General features: G+C 64.4%; 17 protein-coding genes and 1 pseudogene. 9 read left to right on the top strand and 9 right to left on the bottom strand.

The features are described 5' to 3' along the window. Positions 1–56 precede the first annotated feature (56 nt). Complete coding sequence (locus BEN49_RS28715) at positions 57–1,502, bottom strand: hypothetical protein (protein WP_070746125.1); 1,446 nt, start codon at positions 1,500–1,502, stop codon at positions 57–59. 271 nt (positions 1,503–1,773) lie between these two features. Here BEN49_RS28715 and proS point away from each other — a divergent pair, with 271 nt between their 5' ends. The 4 genes from proS to floA all read left to right on the top strand — a co-directional run bounded on the left by proS (position 1,774) and on the right by floA (position 5,499). Continuing rightward, positions 1,774–3,249, top strand: coding sequence for a proline--tRNA ligase (proS, locus tag BEN49_RS19600; protein WP_070746124.1), 1,476 nt, complete (start codon positions 1,774–1,776; stop codon positions 3,247–3,249). A gap of 171 nt (positions 3,250–3,420) precedes the next feature. Then, a complete protein-coding gene (locus tag BEN49_RS19595; protein ID WP_125917035.1) occupies positions 3,421–3,891 on the top strand; it encodes a DUF4844 domain-containing protein in 471 nt (156 codons plus the stop codon). A gap of 86 nt (positions 3,892–3,977) precedes the next feature. Then, complete coding sequence (locus BEN49_RS19590) at positions 3,978–4,436, top strand: NfeD family protein (protein ID WP_070746122.1); 459 nt, start codon at positions 3,978–3,980, stop codon at positions 4,434–4,436. Between the two features lie 61 nt (positions 4,437–4,497). Beyond that, on the top strand, positions 4,498–5,499 hold the full coding sequence (gene floA, locus BEN49_RS19585; RefSeq protein ID WP_070746121.1) for a flotillin-like protein FloA: 1,002 nt from the start codon (positions 4,498–4,500) through the stop codon (positions 5,497–5,499). Between the two features lie 151 nt (positions 5,500–5,650). Here the strand turns inward: floA and BEN49_RS19580 are convergent, their stop codons facing one another. From BEN49_RS19580 to BEN49_RS19560, 5 genes are all read right to left on the bottom strand, one after another. Next, complete coding sequence (locus BEN49_RS19580; RefSeq protein WP_070746120.1) at positions 5,651–6,673, bottom strand: SPASM domain-containing protein; 1,023 nt, start codon at positions 6,671–6,673, stop codon at positions 5,651–5,653. Between the two features lie 116 nt (positions 6,674–6,789). After that, the gene (locus BEN49_RS19575; protein ID WP_070746119.1) at positions 6,790–8,358 is read right to left on the bottom strand and encodes a TlpA family protein disulfide reductase; all 1,569 of its coding nucleotides are present in this window, start codon (positions 8,356–8,358) and stop codon (positions 6,790–6,792) included. Positions 8,359–8,577: 219 nt separating this feature from the next. Continuing rightward, complete coding sequence (radA, locus tag BEN49_RS19570; protein ID WP_070746118.1) at positions 8,578–9,975, bottom strand: DNA repair protein RadA; 1,398 nt, start codon at positions 9,973–9,975, stop codon at positions 8,578–8,580. Positions 9,976–10,034: 59 nt separating this feature from the next. Then, positions 10,035–11,231: a PQQ-dependent sugar dehydrogenase gene (locus BEN49_RS19565; protein WP_070746117.1), complete on the bottom strand. Its 1,197-nt coding sequence runs from the start codon at positions 11,229–11,231 to the stop codon at positions 10,035–10,037. Positions 11,232–11,300: 69 nt separating this feature from the next. Further along, positions 11,301–13,427, bottom strand: coding sequence for a sigma-54-dependent Fis family transcriptional regulator (locus BEN49_RS19560; protein ID WP_070746116.1), 2,127 nt, complete (start codon positions 13,425–13,427; stop codon positions 11,301–11,303). 218 nt (positions 13,428–13,645) lie between these two features. Here BEN49_RS19560 and BEN49_RS19555 point away from each other — a divergent pair, with 218 nt between their 5' ends. The 3 genes from BEN49_RS19555 (at position 13,646) to BEN49_RS19545 (ending at position 16,737) form a co-directional block, all read left to right on the top strand. Continuing rightward, entirely contained in the window at positions 13,646–15,022 is a 1,377-nt protein-coding gene (locus BEN49_RS19555; RefSeq protein WP_094123195.1) for a TolC family protein, read from the top strand. Between the two features lie 144 nt (positions 15,023–15,166). Next, the gene (locus BEN49_RS19550; RefSeq protein WP_070746114.1) at positions 15,167–15,565 is read left to right on the top strand and encodes a universal stress protein; all 399 of its coding nucleotides are present in this window, start codon (positions 15,167–15,169) and stop codon (positions 15,563–15,565) included. A 71-nt stretch (positions 15,566–15,636) separates the two neighbouring features. Then, entirely contained in the window at positions 15,637–16,737 is a 1,101-nt protein-coding gene (locus BEN49_RS19545) for an HlyD family secretion protein (RefSeq protein WP_070746113.1), read from the top strand. Positions 16,738–16,770: 33 nt separating this feature from the next. Here the strand turns inward: BEN49_RS19545 and BEN49_RS19540 are convergent, their stop codons facing one another. Continuing rightward, positions 16,771–17,187 (bottom strand): four helix bundle protein, encoded by a 417-nt coding sequence (locus BEN49_RS19540; RefSeq protein ID WP_239692022.1) that lies wholly within the window; start codon positions 17,185–17,187, stop codon positions 16,771–16,773. Positions 17,188–17,306: 119 nt separating this feature from the next. Here BEN49_RS19540 and BEN49_RS19535 point away from each other — a divergent pair, with 119 nt between their 5' ends. Continuing rightward, positions 17,307–18,881, top strand: a complete 1,575-nt coding sequence (locus tag BEN49_RS19535; RefSeq protein WP_070746112.1) for a DHA2 family efflux MFS transporter permease subunit — start codon at positions 17,307–17,309, stop codon at positions 18,879–18,881. 125 nt (positions 18,882–19,006) lie between these two features. On the opposite strand, the gene BEN49_RS19530 is transcribed toward BEN49_RS19535, so the two are convergent. Both BEN49_RS19530 and BEN49_RS19525 read right to left on the bottom strand, forming a co-directional pair. Further along, positions 19,007–20,020: a hypothetical protein gene (locus BEN49_RS19530; protein WP_239692021.1), complete on the bottom strand. Its 1,014-nt coding sequence runs from the start codon at positions 20,018–20,020 to the stop codon at positions 19,007–19,009. A gap of 317 nt (positions 20,021–20,337) precedes the next feature. Next, positions 20,338–22,073: pseudogene (locus tag BEN49_RS19525) on the bottom strand (vWA domain-containing protein). Positions 22,074–22,372: 299 nt separating this feature from the next. On the opposite strand from BEN49_RS19525, the gene BEN49_RS19520 reads away from it, so the two are divergent. After that, on the top strand, positions 22,373–23,029 hold the full coding sequence (locus BEN49_RS19520) for an RNA polymerase sigma factor (protein WP_070746111.1): 657 nt from the start codon (positions 22,373–22,375) through the stop codon (positions 23,027–23,029). Positions 23,030–23,168 lie beyond the last annotated feature (139 nt).

Genomic DNA, 23,168 nt, shown 5'->3' with positions numbered 1-23,168 from the left:
AAGCGAGCCGGCCGTTGGGCCGGCTCGCAAAGAAAAACGCTTAAATGGTGAGCTGTTTACCGGCCTCGGCCGCCACCGCTGCGGCCACCGCCGCCGCTGCCACCACCAAACCCGCCGCCGCCACCGCCGCCAAAGCTGCCACGCGAGCCGCCGTTGTTGGAGGGCTGCGAAAACTGTGGCCGCTCAAACGAGCGCTGCTGCTGCTGTTGTTGTTGCTGAGGCTGCTGGTACGAGCGCTGCTGCGGCTGCTCGAACGAGCGTTGGCGCGGCTGGTTGTAGTTGCCGCTAGCCGCTTGCCCTTGGGCGCCGTTGGCCCCGCTGGGCGCATTAAACATGTCGCGAAAGAAGCCGTGACGCTGACCCTGCTGGGCCTGACCGCCCATCTGCGGCTGGCCCTGGGGCTGGCCGGCGGGCCGCTCAAAGCTGCCTCCCCGGGCCCCCCGGTCCATGTTGGAAGGCGCAGCGTACTGGCCCGCATTGCCACCATTCGAACGGTCGAAGCGGCCGCCACCCGTCGGTGCATTACCGCTTGTGGTGATGCCGCCCGGGGTTGTGCCAGGGTTGCCCATCGTGCCCCGGCCGCCACCCATTGCTGGATTGTTGCTGGGCGTAGTGCCTCCGTTGGGCACGGCGCGGCGGGTACCGTAGGCTGCGGCCGAGCGTTCGCCGCGGGGCCCCACCAGTACCGTGTTGCCGTTGCCGCCGTTGTAGTCGGTACGGCCACCGGCGTTGCCCGTGTAAATCACGTTGCGGCGGTAGCCGCCGTAACCACCGCCGTAGCCGTAGCCGCCGTACCCGCCATAACCCAGGCCATACCCACCGTAGCCACCTAACCCGTAGCCACCTAAGCCGTACCCACCGTAGCCGAAGGGGCTGTAAAAAGGATCGTAGCCGTAGCCACCGAATCCGCCGTAGCCAAAGGGCCGGCCGAAGCCGAAGCCAATGCTCAGGCCCGAGCCGTAGCCAAAGCCGAAGGGGCTATAAAAAGAACTGTAGGGCGACAGGCCGCCGTAGCCGCCATAACCGAGGCCACCACCATAGCCCAGGCCCCCGCCGTAGCCGCCGCCGTATGCATACGGGTCGGCACCGCCGTAGCCCAGCGAGGTGTAGGGGCTGTTGGGGGTGTAGCCGCCCATGCCGGGGCCCGTGTAGGGCTGGTTGAACAGCGACGTGTTGGGGCCATAGCTATCGGCTGCGCTGGCGTCGTAGTACTGGTCCGAGCCCGAGGTGTTAGCCGCGGCGGTGCCACCGTTGTAATCGGGGTTGGTAGCCTCGTCGGTGCCAGCGGCCGGGGCCCCAGCCGCGCTGATGTAGCCCTGCGACGGCGCCTGCTGCACCGGCGTGTAGCGCTGCACCGGCGCGGAGGCGATGGCCGTGGTGTGGTCCTTGGAGGAATAATACACCCCGTCGTTCTCCGACGTGGTGACGGCCGTGGTGCCGGCGCACCCACCCAGCGCAAGAAGCGCCAAAGCAGGCAGATAAGCGGTGAGCGGGGTTTTCATGAGCGAGTAGAAAAAGACGAAATAGACTAGATGTAAAGTAACAACTCCGCAGGCGAAATCCTAGTGAAAACGCCCCGGTTTGGGACTCGTTCTCAACGGTTAATCTCCGAAAGAGTTGGCTGAATCCGGCCAGCGTATTTCCGGGAGGTTAGAGGGCCCTACGGGTATGTAGTTTAATAACGTAATTTGACCCCGAAACGGTGCCCTTTGATGAGGTCAAATGTTGTACCACTTCTCGGACCCGTTTCGGTTACCCTCTTAGATGCCGATTATGAGCAAAAAGTTGCCCACCCGTGCCGAAGATTATTCGCTCTGGTACAATGACTTAGTGAAACGCGCCGGCCTGGCCGAGAATTCGGCCGTGCGCGGCTGCATGGTTATCAAGCCCTACGGCTACGCCATTTGGGAGAAAATGCAGCGCCAATTGGACGATATGTTCAAGCGCACCGGCCACGAAAACGCCTATTTCCCGCTCTTCGTCCCCAAAAGCCTGTTCGAGGCCGAGGAGAAAAACGCCGAGGGCTTCGCCAAAGAGTGCGCCGTGGTGACGCACTACCGCCTCCAAACCGACCCCGACCGCCCCGGCAAATTGCGCGTGGACCCCGCCGCCAAGCTCGAAGAAGAGCTCGTGGTGCGCCCCACCTCGGAGGCCATCATCTGGAGCACCTACAAGAACTGGATCCAGAGCTACCGCGACCTGCCGCTGCTCATCAACCAGTGGGCCAACGTAGTGCGCTGGGAAATGCGCACCCGCCTGTTCCTGCGCACCGCCGAGTTTTTGTGGCAGGAAGGGCACACCGCCCACGCCACCGCCGAGGAAGCCGTGGCCGAAACCCGCCAGATGCTCGACGTGTACGCCGAGTTTGCCGAAGAGCACATGGCCTTGCCCGTGGTGAAGGGCGTGAAAACCGACAACGAACGCTTCGCCGGCGCGGAGGATACCTATTGCATTGAGGCGCTGATGCAGGACGGCAAGGCGCTGCAAGCCGGCACGAGCCACTTCCTGGGCCAGAACTTCGCCAAGGCCTTCGATGTGCAGTTTGCCACCAAAGACGGCGCCCGCGAGTACGTGTGGGGCACGAGCTGGGGCGTGAGCACCCGCCTGATGGGGGCCCTGGTAATGGCCCACTCCGACGACGAAGGCCTGGTGCTGCCGCCCAAGCTGGCCCCGATCCAGGTGGTCATCGTGCCAATCTACAAAACCGGCGAGCTGGATGCGCTGATGGAGCGCATCCGGCCCATCCAGCAGGGGCTGATTGCGCGCGGCATTTCGGTGAAAGTGGACGCCCGCGACACCGAGCGCCCCGGCTTCAAGTTTGCCGAGTGGGAACTGAAGGGCGTGCCCGTGCGCTTGGCAGTGGGGGCCCGCGACCTCGACGCCGGCACCGTGGAAGTGGCCCGCCGCGACACCAAGCAGAAAATGACCCTGCCGTTGGCCGACATTGTGGCCGCCGTGGACCAGCTGCTGAACGACATCCAGGCCAACATCTACCAAAAGGCCCGCACCTACCGCGACCAGCACCTGACCCGCGTGGACAGCTACGATGCATTCAAGCAAGTGCTCGATGAGAAGGGCGGCTTCGTGCTGGCCCACTACGACGGCACCTCCGAAACCGAGGAGCGCATCAAGGAGGAAACCAAGGCCACCGTGCGCTGCCTGGCCCTGGCCGAGCCCGACGAAGACGGCATTTGCATGGTGACGGGGGCCCCTAGCCCACGTCGCGCCTACTTTGCCCGCGCCTACTAGCCAGCACTTTAATCAAGCTTAGACACCTGCGAAGGGCCGGTTCCGAAACGCTGTTTCGGGGCTGGCCCTTTATCGTTTTATTTTCTTTGGCCGAAATCAATTATATTATCCTTACAATTATTTATATTTCGGAACCTTAACCATTTCTGCTTTTATACCCCTTCTGAAGTTATGCGCAAACCTCTACTCTGCTTCTTGTTGCTGGGGCCCCTGGCCGGCTACGCCCAAACCACTACTACCGCCGCGCCCCTCATCGCCATTGCCACGCCGGCCCCGGCCGCCACCGTGCTGCCCACGCGCACCGATGCCAACCGCCGGCTCGTGAAAATGAAGGACACCATTCAGCCGCTCGTGGGCGAGTTGGCGGCCTTCAAAAACCGCCCGCTGGTAGCGCACATCCTGGCCGAGTCGACCGACGAGTTCCTGCAAATCATGGGCGGGCGGCCCACTGAGGAAGCCTACTTCCAGGTGCTCGACAGCAGCCTGGCAGCCCTCACGCCCCTCACCTCCGGCACCGCCGACCGGGCCGAAGTAGCCGAGTACTACGAAGACCTGCTGGACATTGTGGGCATCACGTCCTCGGGCGGGCGCCTCAACGCCTTCCAAACGCGCACCAAGGCCAAAGCCGCCCCGGCCCAGTAGGGCCCCCGGCCCACCAGATCCGCGCACGCCCGGGCTGCCATCTGGCGGTCCGGGCGTACCTTTTGGTGGTCCAACGCCCATCCGCCATGCTCACCATCGCCCTGCTTCTGCTGTTCGGCCTGCTGTTTTTAGCCGCCGAAGTTATATTCATTCCCGGCACCACGGTGGTGGGATTTGTGGGGTTTGCGCTGCTGGCCTGGGGCGTGTGGCTGAGCTACTACGACCTGGGCACGCCCGCCGGGCACTATGCCCTGGCAGGCGTGGGGGCCCTGGCGGGCATGGTGCTCTACCTCGGCCTGCGGCCCAAAAACCTGGCCCGGGCCGCGCTGCTCGAAGTAAACGAAGGCTCGGTGCGCGACGTGCGCCGCGCCGACGTGCCCGCCGGCACGGTGGGCCAGACGCTGTCGGCGCTGCGGCCGGCCGGCACGGTGCTATTTGGCCAGGAGCGGCGCGAGGCCGTGACGCGCGGCGAGTTCGTGGAAGCGGGCCGCACGGTGCGGGTACTCGGCATCGAGCAGAACCGCATCGTGGTGGAAGGCGCGTAGGGCCCCGGGCGGCAGCGCCCAAGTCTGCCTCACCTTCCCAATTCTACTCTACCTTACGGCCATGAATTACCCCTTTCTGCCCCTCATCATCGCGGCGGTGGCGCTGCTGATGCTGCTGTATTTTTTCCCCGTCAGCCTCTGGATCACGGCCATATTTTCCGGCGTACGGGTGAGCCTGCTGCAACTGGCCTTCATGCGGGTGCGCAAAGTGCCGCCGTCGCTGATCGTTAACTCCCTGATTACCTCTACCAAAGCGGGCCTGCGGCTGACAGCCGACGAGCTGGAAACGCACTACCTAGCCGGCGGCAACGTGCCCAGCGTCATCAAGGCCCTCATTTCGGCCGACAAGGCCAACATTCCGCTCGACTTCAAGCAGGCCACGGCCATCGACCTGGCCGGCCGCAACGTGTTCGAGGCCGTCACAACGAGCGTGAACCCCAAGGTAATCAACACGCCCAACGTGGCCGCCGTGGCCCAGGACGGCATCCAGCTCATCGTCATTGCCCGCGTCACGGTGCGGGCCAACATCTCGCAGCTCGTGGGTGGCGCCGGCGAGGAAACCATCCTGGCCCGCGTGGGCGAGGGCATCGTGACGAGCATTGGCTCGTCGGTTTCGCACAAGGAAGTACTGGAAAACCCCGACAAGATTTCTAAACTGGTGTTGCACAAGGGCTTGGATGCCGGCACAGCCTTCGAAATCCTCAGCATCGACATTGCCGACATCGACATCGGCGAGAACATCGGCGCCAAGCTCCAGACCGACCAGGCTAGCGCCGACCTGCGCGTGGCCGAGGCCCGCGCCGAAGAGCGCCGCGCCATGGCCGTGGCCATGGAGCAGGAATACCGCGCCAAAACCCAGGAAGCCAAAGCCAAAGTGGTGGAGGCCGAAGCCGAAATCCCGCGCGCCATTGCCGAAGCCTTCCGCAGCGGTAACCTCGGCATCATGGACTACTACAAGATGCGCAACGTGCAGGCCGACACTGAGATGCGCGACTCCATCGCCAACCCCACCGGCGGCAGCGGCAGCGTGAAACCGGGCCGCGAAGAAGGCCGGCAATCGTAGGCAATAAAGCGTTAAAGCACTGTCATCCTGAGCATAGCGAAGGATCTGGGGGCCCTGGAACAGCACGCAGTAATTATTTAATGCGTGCTGTTCCAGTGGCCCCAGATCCTTCGCTATGCTCAGGATGACAGTGCTTTAACAAGATCAAGACTCAGCCCCACACTTTGGTGCCCTCGGTGCAGTTGCGGCACATTTCTACCTGGTCGCGGCCTTTGAGCAGGGCTTGGCGGAAACCCTGGTACTTCTTGCCCTGCCAGAGGCTGGTAAAAGACTGGTTTTTGAGGTCACCGAGGCGGTATTCGGCGTCTTTGTCGAAGCAGCAGGGCACCACGAGGCCGTCCCAGGTGATGACGCAGGAGTGCCACATCTTCCAGCAGTGGTTGAGGAGGCGGTTTTTCAGGCTCCAGGTGCCGTTGTGGTTGTTCTCGTAGCGCGAGTAGTAGTCGATGGTGGGGATGAGGGGCGAACCGTGCTGGTAGTCGTAAATCTGCGCGGTTTTGAACCACACGTCGTCCACGCCCATGGCCTCGGCCAGGGCCCGGGCGTCGGCAATCTGGTGCTCGTTGGGGCCCACCACCAAGAACTGAAAGATGACGCGCGGCGTACTGGATTTCAGCTCTTTGCGCCAGCGCACGATGTTGCGCGTGCCTTCAAGCACCTTTTCCAGCTTACCACCCACGCGGTACTGCTGGTAAACCTCCTGGGTGGTGCCGTCGAGCGAGATGATGAGCCGGTCCAGGCCGCTTTCCACGGTGCGGCGGGCGTTCTGGTCGGTCAGGTAGTGGGCGTTGGTGCTGGTGGCGGTGTAGATGCCCTTGCTCGCCGCGTACTGCACCAGCTCTAGGAAATGCGGGTGCAGGTAGGGCTCGCCCTGGAAGTAGAAAATTAGGTACCACAGCCGGCTGGCCACCTCGTCAATCGTCTTCTTGAACAGGTCGTCGGCCAGCATGCCCGTGGGCCGCGTGAACGAGCGCAAGCCGCTGGGGCACTCCGGGCAGCGCAGGTTGCAACTGGTGGTTGGCTCGAAGCTCAGGGCCAGGGGCAGGCCCCGGTGGCGGGCTCGGCCGGTGGCCTTGCTCAGCAGGTAGGAGCCCACCACCTGGGCCGCGTTCCAGAGGCGCAGCGGGGTGGTTTTGGACAGCACGTTGAGGCCATCGGCGAGGAGCGGGTGCATGGGCCAGGGGGTAAACCGCGGGGCCCGGGGCCCCACTGATAAAAAAAGACGACGAAAGCGCGGGGCTTCCGTCGTCCTGGCAAAGTTACGCGCCGCGGCTGCGGGGCCCCGGGGCCCTATTTCGCCGGCTCGAGGGCACTGGTGTAGGTGCTGGCCTTGCCAAACGCCTGGTTGATTTCGTCGATGGCGGCGCGGCTGCTCAGGCGCTTGGGCTTGGTGTTCAGGAAGGTACCATCCTCGCCAATGAGGAAGTAGGCCGGTACGTCCTGTACCGCGTAGGCCTTGGCGACGGGCGAGCGGAAGCCGCCTCCGGGGATGCGCGCCTGCACGCCGGGCAGGTTTTTGGACTTCACCAGCTGCCGCCAGGCCATTTCGTTCTCATCAAGCGCGATGTTGATGAACACAATGTTCTTGTTCTCGAAGCGGTGAATCAGGTCCTGGGCGTACACCAAGTCGCGGAGGCACAGGCCGTTGGTCGATTTCCAGAAGTTGAGGTACACCAGCTTGCCCGCGTAGTTGCGCAGGCTCACCGAGTCGCCGGCCACGGTGGGCAGCCGGAAATTGGGGGCCGGGGCCCCAATGGCGAAATCTTTGTGCTGGTTGAAATCGGCCAGCAGCGTGGGGTAAAACTTGTTTTGCGGGTCGGCGGCGTGGTACTCGGCCAGCATGGCCGCCGAGCGCTTCACGTGGCCGAAGCGGAACGACTCCTCCAGCACCCGCCCCTGGATAATGGCCTGGATGGGCCCCGTGAGCTCCTTGCCGGCCAGCGCAAACGAGTAATTATAGAAGTCAGGGTCGGTGCGCTGGTGGCTGGCCGCGGCGGCCGCGTAGTGCAGGTAGTTCACCAGAAACTCGTGGTACAGCTCGCTCTGCGCCGCATCGGGGTTGTTGATGAGGGCCGGGTCCCTCAGGAAGTCGTAATAGGTCGGCGTCATTTTCAGGCGGCCCTCGGTGCTTACCACTTGCTCGCGCAAATCCTGAAAGGTGAGGCGGTCGTTGGCGTAGGCGTAGTTAATCTCCGCCTTGGCATATTTATAAAACTCACCGGTGAAAGCTTGCTTCGCGGCCCGGTCCTCCAAAAACTCTTCTTCGCGCTTGCGGCGGTACTCCAGAAACGACAAGAAAGGCGCTTCGTAGAGCTGCACGTTGTCGGGCAGCACCTGAAACCCGTCGTTTTCCACAAATTGCTGGTCCACTTCGGACAGGTAGCTGTTGGCGTTGGCAGCTTGTAGGCGGTGGCGCTGCTCGTCGGTGGCGCTGCCGCCGCGGGCCTTCGCCGACGTGCCGGTGGGCGTGTTGGCCTTGAACTTGAGCGAGTTGGTCATGTCGCCGTTCTTGAAGCGCACGTCCAGGTCAGTGCCCGCGTCGAGGAACAGGGCGGCTACGTCGTCGCCGTACACCAGGTCGGCCTTGGTGGCCCCGTTTACGGGAATAGATAGCCGGAATTCGCCCTTGCCGCTGAGGGCCGCGCGCACGATGCGGGGCTTGGCGTCGAGCGGGTTATCGCGCAGCGACACGGCCACCGAGTCGTCGTCGGGGCTGCTCACCCGCCCCGTCAGCACGGCGGTACCGGGGCCCGAAGCGGCGGCCTCCGGCTCTGCCTGCTGGGCCTGGCCCAGCAAGGGGCTTAGTAGCAGCGGCAGCGCCAGCAACCGGTAAAACGTTGAAGTAAAAATATTGAACATAGCCAAGATAACGAGCAATCCTATAGAGAGCATTTGCCAGAAACAAATCCACACGGCCAAGTATGTATTTCCTGGGAAAACCCTATTCACAAACCGAAGATACGGGCCCTGGTTATATAAAATACAATTTCCCGCCTTGGCCTGTTTTTTCTTGTTTCTATACTCGACTGGTCATCTTTTCGTTATAATCCAATCACCCCACCACGGGCCCGGCCCCGGTTAGCCGAACAAGCCGTCCAATACTTCGTCGAGGCGGCCCACCGGGCGCACGCGCAAGCCCGGGCGCAGGGCCCCCAGGTTCTTGCCGTTGAACTGCGAGACGTACATCTCGCGGAAGCCCAGCTTTTCGGCTTCGGCCAGGCGCTGGTCGAGGCGGCTCACGGCTCGGATTTCGCCGCTCAGGCCCACCTCGGCGGCTAGGCAGATATCGCCCGCGATGGGCACGTCGTGCAACGACGACACCACGGCCGCGCACACCGCCGCGTCGAGGGCCGGGTCGTCGAGGCGCAGACCGCCGGCAATGTTCAGGAACACGTCGTGCTGGCCTAAGCGCAGGCCGCTGCGCTTTTCCAGCACGGCCAGCAGCATCTGCAGGCGCTTGGCGTCGAAGCCGGTGCTGCTGCGCTGCGGCGTGCCGTAGGTGGCGGGCGTGACGAGGGCTTGCACTTCCACCAGCAGCGGGCGGTTGCCTTCCAGCGTGGCGCCGATGGCCATGCCGCTCAGGCTCTCGCCGCGCTGCGAGAGCAGAATTTCGGATGGGTTGCTGACCTGGCGTAGGCCATCGCCCTGCATCTCGTAGATGCCCAGCTCGGAGGTGCTGCCGAAGCGGTTTTTGGTGGTGCGCAGGATGCGGTAGCTCAGGTGCCGGTCGCCCTCAAATTGCAGCACGGTATCGACCATGTGCTCCAGGATTTTGGGGCCCGCAATGCTACCGTCTTTGGTAATGTGGCCGATGAGCAGCACCGGTACGCTGGTTTCCTTAGCGTACTTCAGCAGCTCGGCGGTGCACTCGCGCACCTGACTCACGCTGCCCGCTCCGCTCTCGACCAGCGTGGAGTGCATGGTCTGGATGGAGTCGATGACGACCAGGTTGGGCTTCACCTGGTCAATCTGCCGGAAGATGTTCTGGGTGTTGGTTTCGGTGAGGATGTAGCAGCCCGGGTGCTGGCCGTCGGCCAGGCGCTCGGCGCGCATCTTTATCTGGGCCTCACTTTCCTCGCCACTCACGTACAGCACCCGCAACTGCCGCAGGCCCAGCGCAATCTGGAGCATTAGCGTGCTCTTGCCAATGCCTGGCTCGCCGCCGATGAGCACGATGGAGCCCGGCACCAGGCCCCCACCCAGCACGCGGTTCAGCTCGCCGTCGGGGGTGAGGATACGGGGCTCGTCTTCGGCAATGATATCGCCGAGCGGCACCGACTTGGCGGTTCTCGTGGCGCTGCCGCCGGGCACGGTGTTGGCGGGCTTCCACTGGCCTGTGGTGGTGGCCACGGTTTCCTTCTGGACGACTTCCTCGACGTAGGTGTTCCACTCGCCGCAGGCCGGGCAGCGGCCAATCCATTTGGCCGACTGCGCGCCGCAGCTCTGGCAGAAAAATACAGTTCTTGCTTTAGCCATTTTTGCTAATTATTTCAGCAAGGATAAGGCGGAAAACGCCGGAAAAGTTGCCCGGGGCCCTACTTCTTGCCAGCGTAGGCCACGCGGTAAATCACGCCGTTATCGTCGTCGCTCACCAGCAGCGAGCCGTCGTTGGCTTGCACTAGCCCGCAGGGCCGGCCGAACTCCGACTTGTCACCTTCCACCAAAAAGCTGGTCACGAAGTCCTCGAACTTCTCGGGCTGGCCCTGGGCGTTAAAGTGCACGCGCACAATCTTGTAACCCGAAGGCTGGGCGCGGTTCCAGGAGCCGTGCATGGTCACGAAAGCATCGTTCTTGTACTCCTTTGGGAACTGGTGCCCCCGGTTGAACACCAGGCCCAGCGGCGCCGAGTGCGCTTTGTAGAGCAGCAGCGGGCGCACGGTTTTGGCGTCGAACGCCTCGAAACTCTCGCCGCTCTTGGGCTTGTTGGCGGGGTAGTGCTTGCCGTCGGCGATGATGGACGGCCAGCCGTAGTTGGCGCCGGGCTTGATCTGGTTCAGCTCCTCCTGCTGGTCCTCGTCGCCGAGCCAGTCGATGCCGTGGTCCATGCCGAACAGCTCCTTCGTGACGGGGTGCCAGTCGAAGCCGATGGTGTTGCGCAGGCCGTGGGCCACCACCTCGCGGCCCGAGCCGTCGGTATTGATGCGCATGATGGTGGCGTTCTCGGGGTTGTCCTCGTCGCAGGCGTTGCAGGTGCTGCCCACCGAGAGGTACAGGTTGCCGTCGGGTCCGAAGTGGAGTACGCGGTTGGCGTGCTGGCCGGCGTCGGGCAGGTCGTGGTACAGCTCCTTCAACTCGCTCAAACTGCCGTCGGGCCGCACGTCGGCCACGTAAATCTCACGGATGGCGGTGAAGTACATCTTATTGTCTTTCAGGGCCAAGCCGTGCAGGTGCGGCTTCTGGGCCACCTGGCGCATCACCTCGGCCTTGCCGTCGTGGTTGGCGTCGCGCACCAGCGTCACGGTGCCCTTCACGCGGTTGGTCACGTAGAGGTCGCCGTTGGGGGCCTGGGCCAGCATGCGGGGCATGTCGAGGCCCTCGGCGTACTTGGTGACGGTGAAGCCGGCGGGCGCTTTCAGGGCCCCCACGCGGGCGTCGGTGGCGGGCAGCTTGTTGGGCAAGTAAATGTTGCCCGTCATGTGGAACGGGGTAGCGGCGGGCGGCACGTTTTGGGCGGTGGCGGCGAACGAAGCGAGGAGGGCGGCGGCGGCGAAGGCAGGGCGGCGAAGGGACATAACTGGGTAAAGTTTGGAGTAACCGCTTCCCGTAACCCTACATAGCGGCGCAGGGTTGCGTCCGGGGCCCTACCCGGCCGCCACGGTGCGCCGGATGCCCAGCTTTTTCATGCGGGCTTCCAGCGTTTTGGGGTTGATGTCGAGCAACAGGGCCGCGCCCAGGGGCCCGCTCACGCGGCCGCTGGTGCGGCCCAGGGCGGCCAGAATGTGGTCGCGCTCCTGCTCGCGCAGGGTTTTTAACGGTTGGTCGGCCGGGGCTTCAGGGGCATCGGCGGGGGTGGGCGCGCCGGTGGGGGCCCCGGCGGCGGGCAGGCCGGCAAACTCCAGGTAGGGCCCCTGGCTGACGATGAGGGCGCGCTCGACCAGGTGCTCCAGCTCGCGCACGTTGCCGGGCCAGGCGTAGGCTTGCAGGGCGGCCAGGTCGGCGGGGCGAATGGGGCGCAGGGGCTTGGCCAGGCGCTGGCTCAGGCGCTGCACCGAGTGGCGCAGCAGGGGCCCCACGTCTTCGGGCCGGGTGCGCAGGGGCGGCAGCGTGATGGGAAACACGTTGAGGCGGTAGTAGAGGTCGGCGCGGAAGCGGCCGGCGGCCACCTCGTCGGCCAGCACGCGGTTGGTGGCGGCCACCACGCGGGCATCGGTGGTGAGCACGCGGCTGCCGCCCACGCGCTCAAACTCCTTTTCCTGGAGCACGCGCAGCAGCTTGGCCTGCAAATCGAGCGGCAGTTCGCCAATCTCATCCAGGAAAATGGTGCCGCCGTCGGCCAGCTCAAACTTGCCGATGCGCCGCTCCGAGGCCCCGGTGAAGGCCCCTTTCTCGTGGCCAAATAGCTCGCTCTCAATGAGCTGGGCGGGCAGGGCGGCGCAGTTGAGCTTGATGAGGGCGCGGCTGCGGCGCGGCGAGGCATTGTGCAGGGCCCGGGCCACCAGCTCCTTGCCAGTGCCGGTTTCGCCGCTCACCAGCACGGTGGTATCGGTGGGGGCCACCTGGGTAATGCGCACCTGCACTGTGTGCAAGGCCTCGCTGGGCCCAATCAGCTCGTCGAACGTGGCCGTGGTGTTGATTTCGTCGATGAGGTAGGTGCGCTCCTGCTCCACCTGGGCCTTCAGGGCCTCAATTTGCTCGAAGGCAAAGAGGTTGTCGAGCGCCAGGGCCACCTGGGGCACCAGGCCCTCCACGGTGACCAGGTTATCGGCGCTGAAGGCATGGGCATCGGAGCTGGCCAGCGTGAGCACGGCGGCCCCGTCGGGGCGCTGCCACAGCGGTACCAGCAGCAGGGCCCGCACGCCGTAGGCCTCGTACACGTGGCGCATGGCCGGGTGGCGCACGGCCAGGGCCTTGAACTCGTCGCCCAAGTACAAGTGGCCACCCGGCGCCAGCGGATCGAGCTGCGCGTACAGGAAAACGGGGTCGGGGTGTCTTATATCCCGGTGGCGGTCGGGGTCCAGCGTTGCAAAGGGCGCGGCCACGCCCGCGCGCCGAAATTCGGCGAAGCCCTCGGAGGCATCGGGCTGCCCCGCCCGCTGCACCCGAATGCCGAAATACTCGAATGGCACCACCCGGCCGAGTTCCTCGGCCACGGCCCGGAACAGCGGCTCGCGCTGCTTGATGCTGAGCAGGGCGTTGCCGATGTTAAGCTGCAAGCTGCGCTCCTGCTCGCGGCGGGCCACGTCTTCAAAGGCCAGGGTGTTGGCCACGGCCACGGCCACCAACGAGCCAATTTTTTCCAGCAGGCCTTCGTCGGCCGCCGTGAGGACCGGCTTGCGGCGGGCGGCCAGCGTGAGGGCCCCCGTGAGACGCCCCCCCAGCCGCAGCGGCACCAGCGTAAGGTAGCGAATGCCTTGCCGGTACATGCGCTGAAACGGCTCAAAATCAGGGTATTTGTCCAGGTAACTACTTAGCTCGATGCGCTGCAGCCGCGCGCTGGTCATGGCATCTTCAAAGGGCGAGCCCGCGATGGGCGTGAAATGGGCCGGTGGCGCGGGCAGGTCGGGGCCCGGTTCTTCGGCGTAGGAGTAGTCGCGCCAGAAGAGCCGCTTGTTTTGCACGGCGGCGTCGAACACGCTGATACCGATGATGTCGAACGGAAAGATGAGCCGCAGCTTGGTGGTCACCGTCTTGAACAGCGTTTCCTTATCGCGGGTGGTAGCAATGGTTTCGTTGAGGTGCAGCAGCAGGGTTTCGTCGGGGCTGGTCATTCCTGATATAGCAGGACCGTTATGTGAGCAATTCCTGTTATATCAGGAACACGGTTGCGGGGGCCCTATGTTTTAAGTCGGGTCTATTTTAATTAATAAACAGGCTTTATGGGCCCCTGAGGCACTTTTTATTCCTTGCTGAAGCTGGTGCGGGGAGCCTTTTTTGGCGTGGCACAAGCTTGGCTAAAGCGGCGGCAACACTTTACCGCACTTGCTATATGTTTTCACGATTTCAACCCGCGGGTTTGGGCCGGTCGCCGCTGTTGCTGGGGGCCGCCCTGCTGTTGGCCGGCCCAGCGCTGGCGCAAAACCAGCCTGGCCTGCCCGCCTCGGCCCAAGCCATCGGCCTGGCCAGCGACTCGCTGACGCTGGGCGGCACCGTGCAGGCCGTGCTGGACGCCAACCCCGGCCTCACGAACCTCACCGAGCTGGCCAACGCCGCCAGTGGCCGCCTGGCCCAGTCGCAGGCAGGCTTCCTGCCGCAGATAACGGGCACGGCCACCTATACCCGCCTCGACCCCGTGTCGAAAGTGGCCTTTGGCAACGACGTTCTGTCGTTCGTACCCAACAACAACTTCGACGCCCACCTGACGGCCCAGTACGAGCTGCTGGACTTCGGCAAGCGCAGCGCAGCCACAAACCTGTCGCGCTCGCAAGTGCAAACCGCCCAGGACAACGTGGTGGTGGCCCGGCGCGACCTGGCGTTCAACGCGGCGCAGGTGTACTACAACATCCTGTTTGCCCGCGAAAGCATTCAGGTGCAGGACGCGCAGATTGCCTCGCTGGTGGCCCACCGCAACGAGATGCAGAAGCGGGTGGAAGCCGGCGTGAGCACCAAGTTCGACGTGACCACTACCGACGTGCGCATCACGCAGGCCCAGAACACCAAGCTCGACCTGCAAAACCAGCTCCGCAACCAGCAGGTGCAGCTGGCCCGCCTGCTGCACAAGCCCCAACAGGCCGACGTGCCCGTGAAGGGCCGCCTGGGCTACGAGCCGCAGCCCGTGGACCTGGAGGCCGAGCTGGCCAAAGCCGCCCAGAACCGCCCCGAAGTGAAGCTTTCAAAAGATGCCGAGGCGACGGCTGAATTGCAGTCCAAGCTCATCGAGCACAGCAACATGCCCAGCCTGGGCGTGGGGGCCCAGGTGGGCGGCAAAAACGGCTACATCCTGCCCAACGTGGCCATTACCGACATCCGCTTCAATACGGTGGGCGTGGCCCAGCTCTCGGTGCCGATTTACGACGGCGGCAAAAACCGCAAGCAGCGCGTGGAGGCCGTGGCCAACTACCGCAGCGCCGTGGCCCGCACCCAGGACACGCAGGAGCAAATCCGGTCCGATGTGCGCCAGGCCGTCAACAACATGGAGTTCAGCAAGGCCCGCTACGACAACGCGCTCCAGCAAGTGGCGCAGGCCACCGACGCCCTCACCCGCGCCCAGGGCCGCTACCGCTACGGCGTGGGCCAAAACCTCGACGTGCTCGACGCCGAAACCCAGCTGGCGCAGTCGCGCCTGGCCCGGGCCCAGGCCATGTACAACTACACCCTCGGCCAGTACCAGCTGCGCCGCGCCACCGGCGAGCAAATCTGGCAATAACCATTAGTAAATGTGGGAAATGTGGCGAATGAAAGAATGTGGAAATAGCCAATGCCTTTGCCGAGGCCCATTGCAGCGATGATGGTTACACCGTGCTCATTTCCACATTTTTAATTTCCAAATTTTCACATCTCCCGTTAAAAAATGACCCTCACCTCCATCCTCTGCCCGCTTGACTTTTCGGCCGCGACGCCGGGGCTGGTGGCTTACGCCGCGGCTCTGGCCGCTGCCACTGGGGCCGAGCTGCGCCTGCTGCACGTGCGCGAGCCGCAGGACGCCGCCCCGCCCGCCGGGGCCGACCGCCTGGTTAGCCTGCGCCTGGCCGCCGAGCAAGCCGGGGCCACCCACGTGAGCACGGGCACGGTGCAGGGCGAGGCGGCCCCCGAAATAGTGGCCGAAGCCGGCCGCCGCCACGCCGACTTAATTGTTATTGGGGCCCACGGCCAAACCGGCCTCACCCGCTTTTTGATGGGCAACACCGCCGAGGTGGTGCTGCGCACCGCGCCCTGCCCCACGCTGCTGGTGCGGGCCCCCGCCGCCTAGCTTGGGGCCCCGGGGCCCTACCCAACCTTTTACACAACAGCCTTTTCCGCACCGTTTAACGTTTATCCCCAATGGCTACCTCCACCGCTCCCCAAGATACTTTTGCGCCCGACGCGGCCCCCGAGGCCGTTGCTGAGCCCCTCGAGGCCCCCAAGCGCCGCAACCCCCTCGTACTGATCGTCCTGGTCGTGGTGCTGCTGGCCGGTGCCTTTTTTGGCTGGACGCGCTACCAGTTTTCGCAGGCCCACGAAAGCACCGACGACGCCGCCGTAGAAGGCGACGTGTACCCCGTTATTCCCCGCGTTGGGGGCCCGGTCATCAAAGTATATGTTAATGATAACCAGCTGGTGAAGCAGGGCGATACGCTCGTCACCATCGACAAATCGGACTACCAGCAGCGCGTGAACGCCATGGAGGCGGCCCTCGTGGCGGCCCAGGCCCAGGTAGTGGCCGCCCGCGCCGGGGTGGGCACGGCCCAGGCCAACGTGCGCACCGCCCAAACCACCATCGGCGTGAGCGCGGCCAGCCGGGCGCGCTTGCAGCAGGACCTGGCGCGCAGCGTGAAGCTCCGCAAGGACGACATCATCCCGCAGAGCGACTACGACGCCGTAGCGGCCAACCTGAAAATGACCGCCGCCCAGCAAAGCACCGCCCAGGACCAGGTATCGGTGGCCCGCCAGCAGGTGGTGGCCGCCCAGCAGCAAATTACCGTGGCCCAGGCCGTGGTGAAGCAGCGCCAGTCGGACCTCGACAATGCCAAGCTCCAGCTCAGCTACACCACGCTCGTGGCGCCCGCCAACGGCATTGTGAGCAAGAAAAACGTGCAGCCCGGCCAGGTGGTGGGCCCCGGCCAGCAGCTCATCGGCTTGGTATCGAGCGGCAAAACCTGGGTTATCGCCAACTTCAAGGAAACCCAACTCGAAGACATGCAGGTGAACCAGAAGGCTAAAATTGAAGTGGACGCCTACCCCAACGAAGAGTTTGAGGGCCACATCGAGTCGCTGTCGGCCGCCACGGGGGCCCGCTTCGCCCTGCTGCCCCCCGACAACGCCAGCGGCAACTTCGTGAAGGTGACCCAGCGCGTGCCCGTCAAAATCGTGCTCGACAAGGAAGACCCCAAGCATCCGCTACGCGCCGGCATGAGCGTAAACGCCATCGTGGCGGTGAAGTAATTTTTCAGGGTAGGAGGGTGTGCGGGTAGGTGGTCAGGAAGGGCTGCTAGCAATTTTGGCCGGCAGTTCTTTCTTCACTTTCTCCCGAGCAGTTTTTTCGGCTTTTCCTAAAATAACCATTACAGCGCGGGCCTCGCTGAGCAGCTCGTCCAGTTTTCCTTTGGGCAGGTTGCCAGCTTCGCTCAGCAGCTCCAGCCAAAGCACGGATTCGTCGGCTTCTTCCAGCGCAATGTGGAGCTTGGCCGCAAACTCCCGGGTGGAACGGGCACGGCAAGCGGCCCGGTAATTGGCCGCCACTGACGTGCCCGACCGCACCAGTTGCGCACCCGCCGCCCGGCACGAGGGCGTGGGAGGCAGGCGGTCCACCAGCTTCATCACCCGCAGGGCGAATGCTTTCGTGCGCTGCCGGAATTCTTCCGCAAAGTCGAAGTTGGATTGGCCACTCATCATAGTTTCTGCCGGCTAAGGGCGAAAGAAACGCAGCAGCCAGCCAACCACCCGGCGTCCCCTGAACGCTCCGCCAAAAAAACCTTCCTACCCACCTACCCCCACACCCTCCTACCCCGAATATGGAAACCGGATTTACCAAGTGGATCATCGTCGTGACGGTGGTTCTCTGCGTGTTGCTGGAGCTGATTGACACCAGCATCGTGAACGTGGCCCTGACCCAGATGATGGGCAACCTCTCGGCCACGCAGCAGGAAGTGAGCTGGGTGGTGGCGTCCTACGCCATTGCCAACGTGATTGTGATTCCGATGACCGGCTTTCTGGCCGAGCAGTTCGGGCGACGCAACTACTTCCTCACCTCGGTCATCATTTTCACCCTGGCCTCGGTGGCCTGCGGGCAGAGCACCAACATTTGGGAGCTGGTGGCCTTCCGCTTCATCCAGGGCGTGGGCGGCGGGGCCCTCATGGCCACCTCGCAGTCCATCCTGGTCGATACGTTTCCGCCCAAGCAGCTGGCCCTGGGCCAGGCCCTGTTCGGCATGGGCGTCATCATCGGGCCCACCGTGGGGCCCACGCTCGGCGGTTACATCGTGGACAGCAGCCTCGGCTGGCCCTGGATTTTTTTCGTGAACGTGCCGGTGGGCATCCTGGCCAGCATCTTCACCTTCTTGTTTATCCGCGACCCCGAGCGCATCCGCAATGCTGTTCCGACGCCCCTGCGCAAGATTGACTGGGCCGGCATTGGGCTGCTGATCCTGGGCGTGGGCTCGCTGCAATACGTGCTGGAGCAGGGCGAAACCGAGGACTGGTTCGACAGCGGCGTCATCTTGCTGTTCACCGTGCTGTCCGCCGTGGGCATCATCGGCTTCATCTGGCGTGAGCTCACGGCCACCCGGCCCATTGTGGATTTGCGGGTGCTCACCAAGAGCCGCAACCTGGCGGTGGGGGCCTTCCTCTCGTTCGTGCTCGGGTTCGGGCTGTTTGCCTCGGTGTTTGTGCTGCCCATTTTCACGCAGCGCATCCTGGGCTTCTCGGCCGCCCAAACGGGCCTGCTGCTGCTGCCGGGGGCCCTGGCCTCGGGCTTCATGATGCCGGTCATCGGCAAGTCGCTGCAAAGCGGGGTGCCTCAGAAGCTGCTGCTGGCCATGGGCTTCACCATCTTCTTCGGCTTCACGTTTTGGATGAGCGCCAAGATTTCGCCCACCGCTGGCACTAGCGACTTCTTCTGGCCCCTGATTGTGCGCGGCGTGGGCCTGGGCCTCATCTTCCTGCCCATCACCACCATGAGCCTGGCCGGCCTGGCGGGCAAGGACGCGGGCCAGGCCGCGGGCCTCACCGGCATGATTCGCCAGCTCGGCGGCTCGTTTGGGGTGGCCATCGTGGGCACTTACCTCGAGCGCAGCATCGCCGGCACCCGCGTGGGCCTGCTGCCCAACATCTCGCTCTACAACCCCGAAACGGTGCAGCGCATCCAGGCCTTCACCCAAAACTTCATCAACCGCGGCTTCCCCGCCGAGCAAGCCCGCCGCCAGGCCTACGCCGCCCTCGAAGGCGTGCTGATGAAGCAGGTGTCCATCATCACTTACTCGCAGGTATTCACCACGTTGGGCTTTTTCTTCCTGGCCTGCCTGCCGCTCATCCTGCTAATTAAACGCGCCAAGGCCGGCGAAAAGATGGACCTCAACGCCGCTCACTAAAAATTGTGGCCCGCAATTTGCCTACCCTATTATTACGTGGCTTGATTAGGTGACGATTCACTTAAGATATGAAAAGGGCTTCCCGCATTTAGCGGGAAGCCCTTTGTGTGTGCGGTGGGGCGCCCCTACTGGTACTGGATGTAAAGCGGTACCGGGTTCAGCTCGGTTAGCACTTCTTTGGGCGTCATCAGGTGCGAGCCCTTGGGCTTGATGTCGTACTCGTAGAAGAGCTTAAAGCCGGCGTACTGCACGGGCTGCTTCTCCACGTAGGCCTTGAACGAGTCCTTTTTGAGGGTGGGGTTGCCCCAGCCGTCCATGTCCATCACTACCTGCACACGGGGGTCGAGCTTGATGTTTTTGTAATTCGTGAGCATGCCCTGCGTGAAGCGGTGCACCATCAGAATCTTAGGCGGCAGGTGGTTTTCGCTCACGATGCGGGCCAGGAAGTTGATGGCGTAGTTCACGTCCTTGGCGTCGTAGGTGCCGATTTTTTTGCCCGGCCGTACGCCCTTGGTCTGCATCGCAAACTCGGGGTCGATGCCCAGGTGAATGGTCGGGTCCTTGAGGTACTCCTCCAGCTTGGGCAGCTCGTGGGGCAAATCGCTCAGGCCCACCTGCACGTCCATGAACAGCAGGGCGTTTTTCTCCTTGGCCCAGGCCCGGGTTTCCTCAATCGTGCTTTTCGAGTTCATCAGGCGGTACTTGCCGTCGGAGCCGGCCGCGCCCTGGGCCGTGATGGTGACACTGTGCAGCGCCGGCATCACGGGCAGGCTGGGGTCGGCAGCTTGCCACTCGGCCAGCACCTTATCAAACTTGCGCATCATCTGGGCCTTGGGCTCGCGGCCCAAAATGCCCATGCCCTTCGAGCGGATGTTGCCATAAAACGCCACGATGCGGTGGCCCGGCAGAATGGCCCCCGGCAGCTGCCCCATTTTGCGGGCAATGCTGTCGGCCTTCACCGAATCGCGCTGCATGGCCAGGCGCTTGATTTTGATGGTATCAACAACGGCTGGCGTCACGGCGGCAGCCTCGGTCGCCGCTTTTTCGCCCTCGATGGGACGGTTCTGGCAGGCGGGTAAGGCTGCGGCGGCCAGTAGAGCGCAGGCGGCCAGCGGGCCGAAAACTTTAGATGAAAACACTGAACAAAAATCGGTTAGGAGGGCAAAAGACGCTTCAAAGGTAAGCGCGTTTTGCGCTCCGGCGGCGGGCGGCGGCGGGGCCCTACCTAATCCCACCAGTTTCAAAACTGCCTTCAATGGCTCCTAGGGCCCTTTCCAATAGTTTGGCACGGTTTTGAAACCTAGGACCCTTGTCTACCCGCCGGAAGTAACACCGCCCGGCCATTCGCGTGTACTATTCTTTCGCCTTATTCCGAAGGCCCCGCTGCCAGCGCTGCGGGGCCTTCTTGTATATATAAACTCCTGGCCCTAGCGCGCGCCCAGGGCCCCGGGGCCGCTCAGGCCCTGGGCCAGGCCCACGAGGCGCACCAGCTCGGCGCGGTAACCGTCGGCGTCGGGGCCCGGCTGCCGGCGGCCAGCGCGGCGGTGGCGGCCCAGGTGGCGCCGCCGGCCTGCGGGCTCTGGCGCAGCAGCAGGCCAAACTGGGCCACGGCGGCGGCAAACCGGAAGTCGGCCGAGGCCTGCGCCAGGGGCCCGGCGGCGCCGTTCAGCACCTGCGACAGCAGCTGGCTGGTGCGGCCCTGGGGCTGCTTGTAGCGCAGTTTCACGGTCAGCACGTCGTTGGCAATGAACTGTTGCATGGTGACGGGCGGCGCCGGGGCGGGCTGGTACTTCAGCTTATCTACCAGGGGCTGCGGGGCCCCACGGGCACTAGCTCGTAGAGGGCCGTGACGGTGTGGCCCGCGCCCAGCTCGCCGGCGTCTTTGCGGTCGTTGTTGAAGTCTTCGGCGGCCAGCAGGCGGTTTTCGTAGCCCACGAGGCGGTAGTGGGCCACGCGGGCGGGGTTGAACTCAACCTGCAATTTCACGTCCTTGGCCACGGTGAAGAGCGTGCCGCCGAACTGCGCCACCAGCACGCGCTGGGCCTCGGCGAGGTTGTCTAGGTAGGCGTAGTTGCCGTTGCCTTTGTCGGCCAGGGTTTCCATGCGGGCGTCGCGCAAGTTGCCGCGCCCGCAGCCCAGCACCGTGAGGAACACACCGCTTTCGCGCTCGTTCACAACCAGTTGTTCCATGGCGGCGTCCGAGCTTTCGCCCACGTTGAAGTCGCCGTCGGTAGCTAAAATTACGCGGTTGTTCCCCTCCTTTTGGAAGTATTGGCGGGCCGTGGCGTAGGCCAGGCGCAGGCCCGCGCCGCCGGCCGTGGAGCCGCCTGCCTCCAGCCGGTCGATGGCCCCGAGGATGGCCTCGGGCTGGTTGCCGGGCGTGGGCGGCAGCACCAGGCCAGCGGCCCCGGCGTAGGCCACCAGGGCCACGCGGTCTTGGGGCCGCAACTGGCGCACGAGCAGCCGCAGGCCGGCCTGCACCAGGCCGAGGCGGTCGGGGCCCTGCATCGAGCCCGACACATCGACCAAAAAGACCAGGTTGGCGGGTGGCAAAGCGCTGGTTTTCACGCTCGGCCGGATACCAATGCGCGCCAGCTGGTGCGCGGGGTTCCAGGGGCACACGGCCAGCTCGGTGCTGATGCGCACGGGGTCGGGCGAGGCAGTGGGCGGCGCGGGGTAGTCATAGTGGAAGTAGTTCAGCATTTCCTCCACCCGCACGGCGTCGGCCGGGGGCAGCTGGCCTTCGGTGAGGAAGCGGCGCACGTTGGCATAGCTGGCGTTGTCGACGTCGAGGGCGAAGGTGCTGAGCGGCTCTTTCTGAACGGCTTGGAACGCGTTTTCCGCCACGTGGGCGTATGTGTCGCCGACGCCGGCTTCGGGCCGGGCGGGGTAAGGCAGCGGGGCCCCAGGAAAAAAGCTGGCGGTGGCAGGGCTGCGCTGAACAGCTACCCCGGCCACCCGGCCTTGCAGGGCCCCCGCAGTGCCATAGCCCGTCACCACCACCTCATCAAGCGCTTTAGTGTCGGGCTTCAGTACCACGTTCAGCACCACGTCCTGGCCCACGCGCCGCTGCTGGGTGACGTAGCCTACGGAGCTGAACACCAGCGTGGCTCGCGTGGCGCGTGGCACCAGCAGCAGGTAGTGGCCCTGGGCGTCGGTGCTGGCGCCGCGCGTAGTTCCTTTGATAAGCACCGTGGCGCCGGGCAGGGGCCCCCGGTCGTCGCGCACGGTGCCGCTGATGGCCAAGCCGCGGGCCGTGGTGGTGTCGAGCAGCACGATGCCGCGGGGGCGGATGACGGGGGCCGGCAGGGGGGCCGGCTCCTGGGCGCGGGCGGGGCCCCCAGGGCCAGGGGCAGCAGCAACAGCAGTAGTTTTTTCATGGCGGTGAAGGAGTTAGGTGGTAAATGCTGCCGAAGAGATGCGGCCCCGCCCCGGATTGCACATGCGCTGGCCAAAAAATTTAGGGGCCCCGGGCTACCTTGTCGCTGCCGATGTTTTTCCGCCGCTCCCCGCCCGCTGCCGCCGCGCCCCTCTCCGATCAGGAGCTGCTGGCCCGCTACCGCCTACGCGGCGACGTGGCCGACCTCGGCGAGCTGTTCGACCGGCACTTGCCGATGGTGTTTGCCACCTGCCGGCGCTACCTGGCCCCGCCCGACGAGGACGCCCAGGACGCCAGCATGCAGCTCTTTGAGTACCTGGTGGGGGCCCTGCAAAAGCACGCGCCCGACAATTTTCCTGCCTGGCTGCACGCCACCGCCCGCAACCACTGCCTGATGCAGCTGCGCGCCCGCCAGCGCGCTGGCCCCAGCGCGGGGCCCCTGGTAGTGAGCTTTCCCGACGCGGCCGATGTGGAATTGGCCGCCGCCCGGCATCTTCCCGACGCCGCGGCCGCCGACGAAGCCGCGGCCACCACCGAAACCACGCTACAAGCCCTGGAACATGCCCTCACGCAACTCCCCGACGGCCAGCGCCGCTGCCTGGAGCTGTTTTTTCTCGAAAATAAATCGTACCACGAAGTGGCCGGGGCCCTGGGCCTCGACATCGGCCAAGTGAAAAGCCACCTGCAAAACGGCAAGCGCACGCTGCGCCGCCTCCTCACCGACGACCCGGCCCCGGCCGCCGCTCCTGCCCATGCCCCCCGCCGCTGACCTGTTACACGCGGCTTTATCCGCCGCCCCCGGCCCCCACACTCAAACAGGCCAGGGCCAGGTATTTGCGAAACATAAAAACAGGTTTGGAAGAAGGGAGAAAGAAACCGGCAAGCAAAAGCCCGTTGCTCAGCGCGAA

The organism is Hymenobacter coccineus (assembly GCF_001816125.1).
GTDB lineage: Bacteria > Bacteroidota > Bacteroidia > Cytophagales > Hymenobacteraceae > Hymenobacter > Hymenobacter coccineus.
The sequence above is the reverse complement of the archived record's forward strand: the minus strand, read 5'-3'. Positions and strand labels throughout refer to the sequence as shown.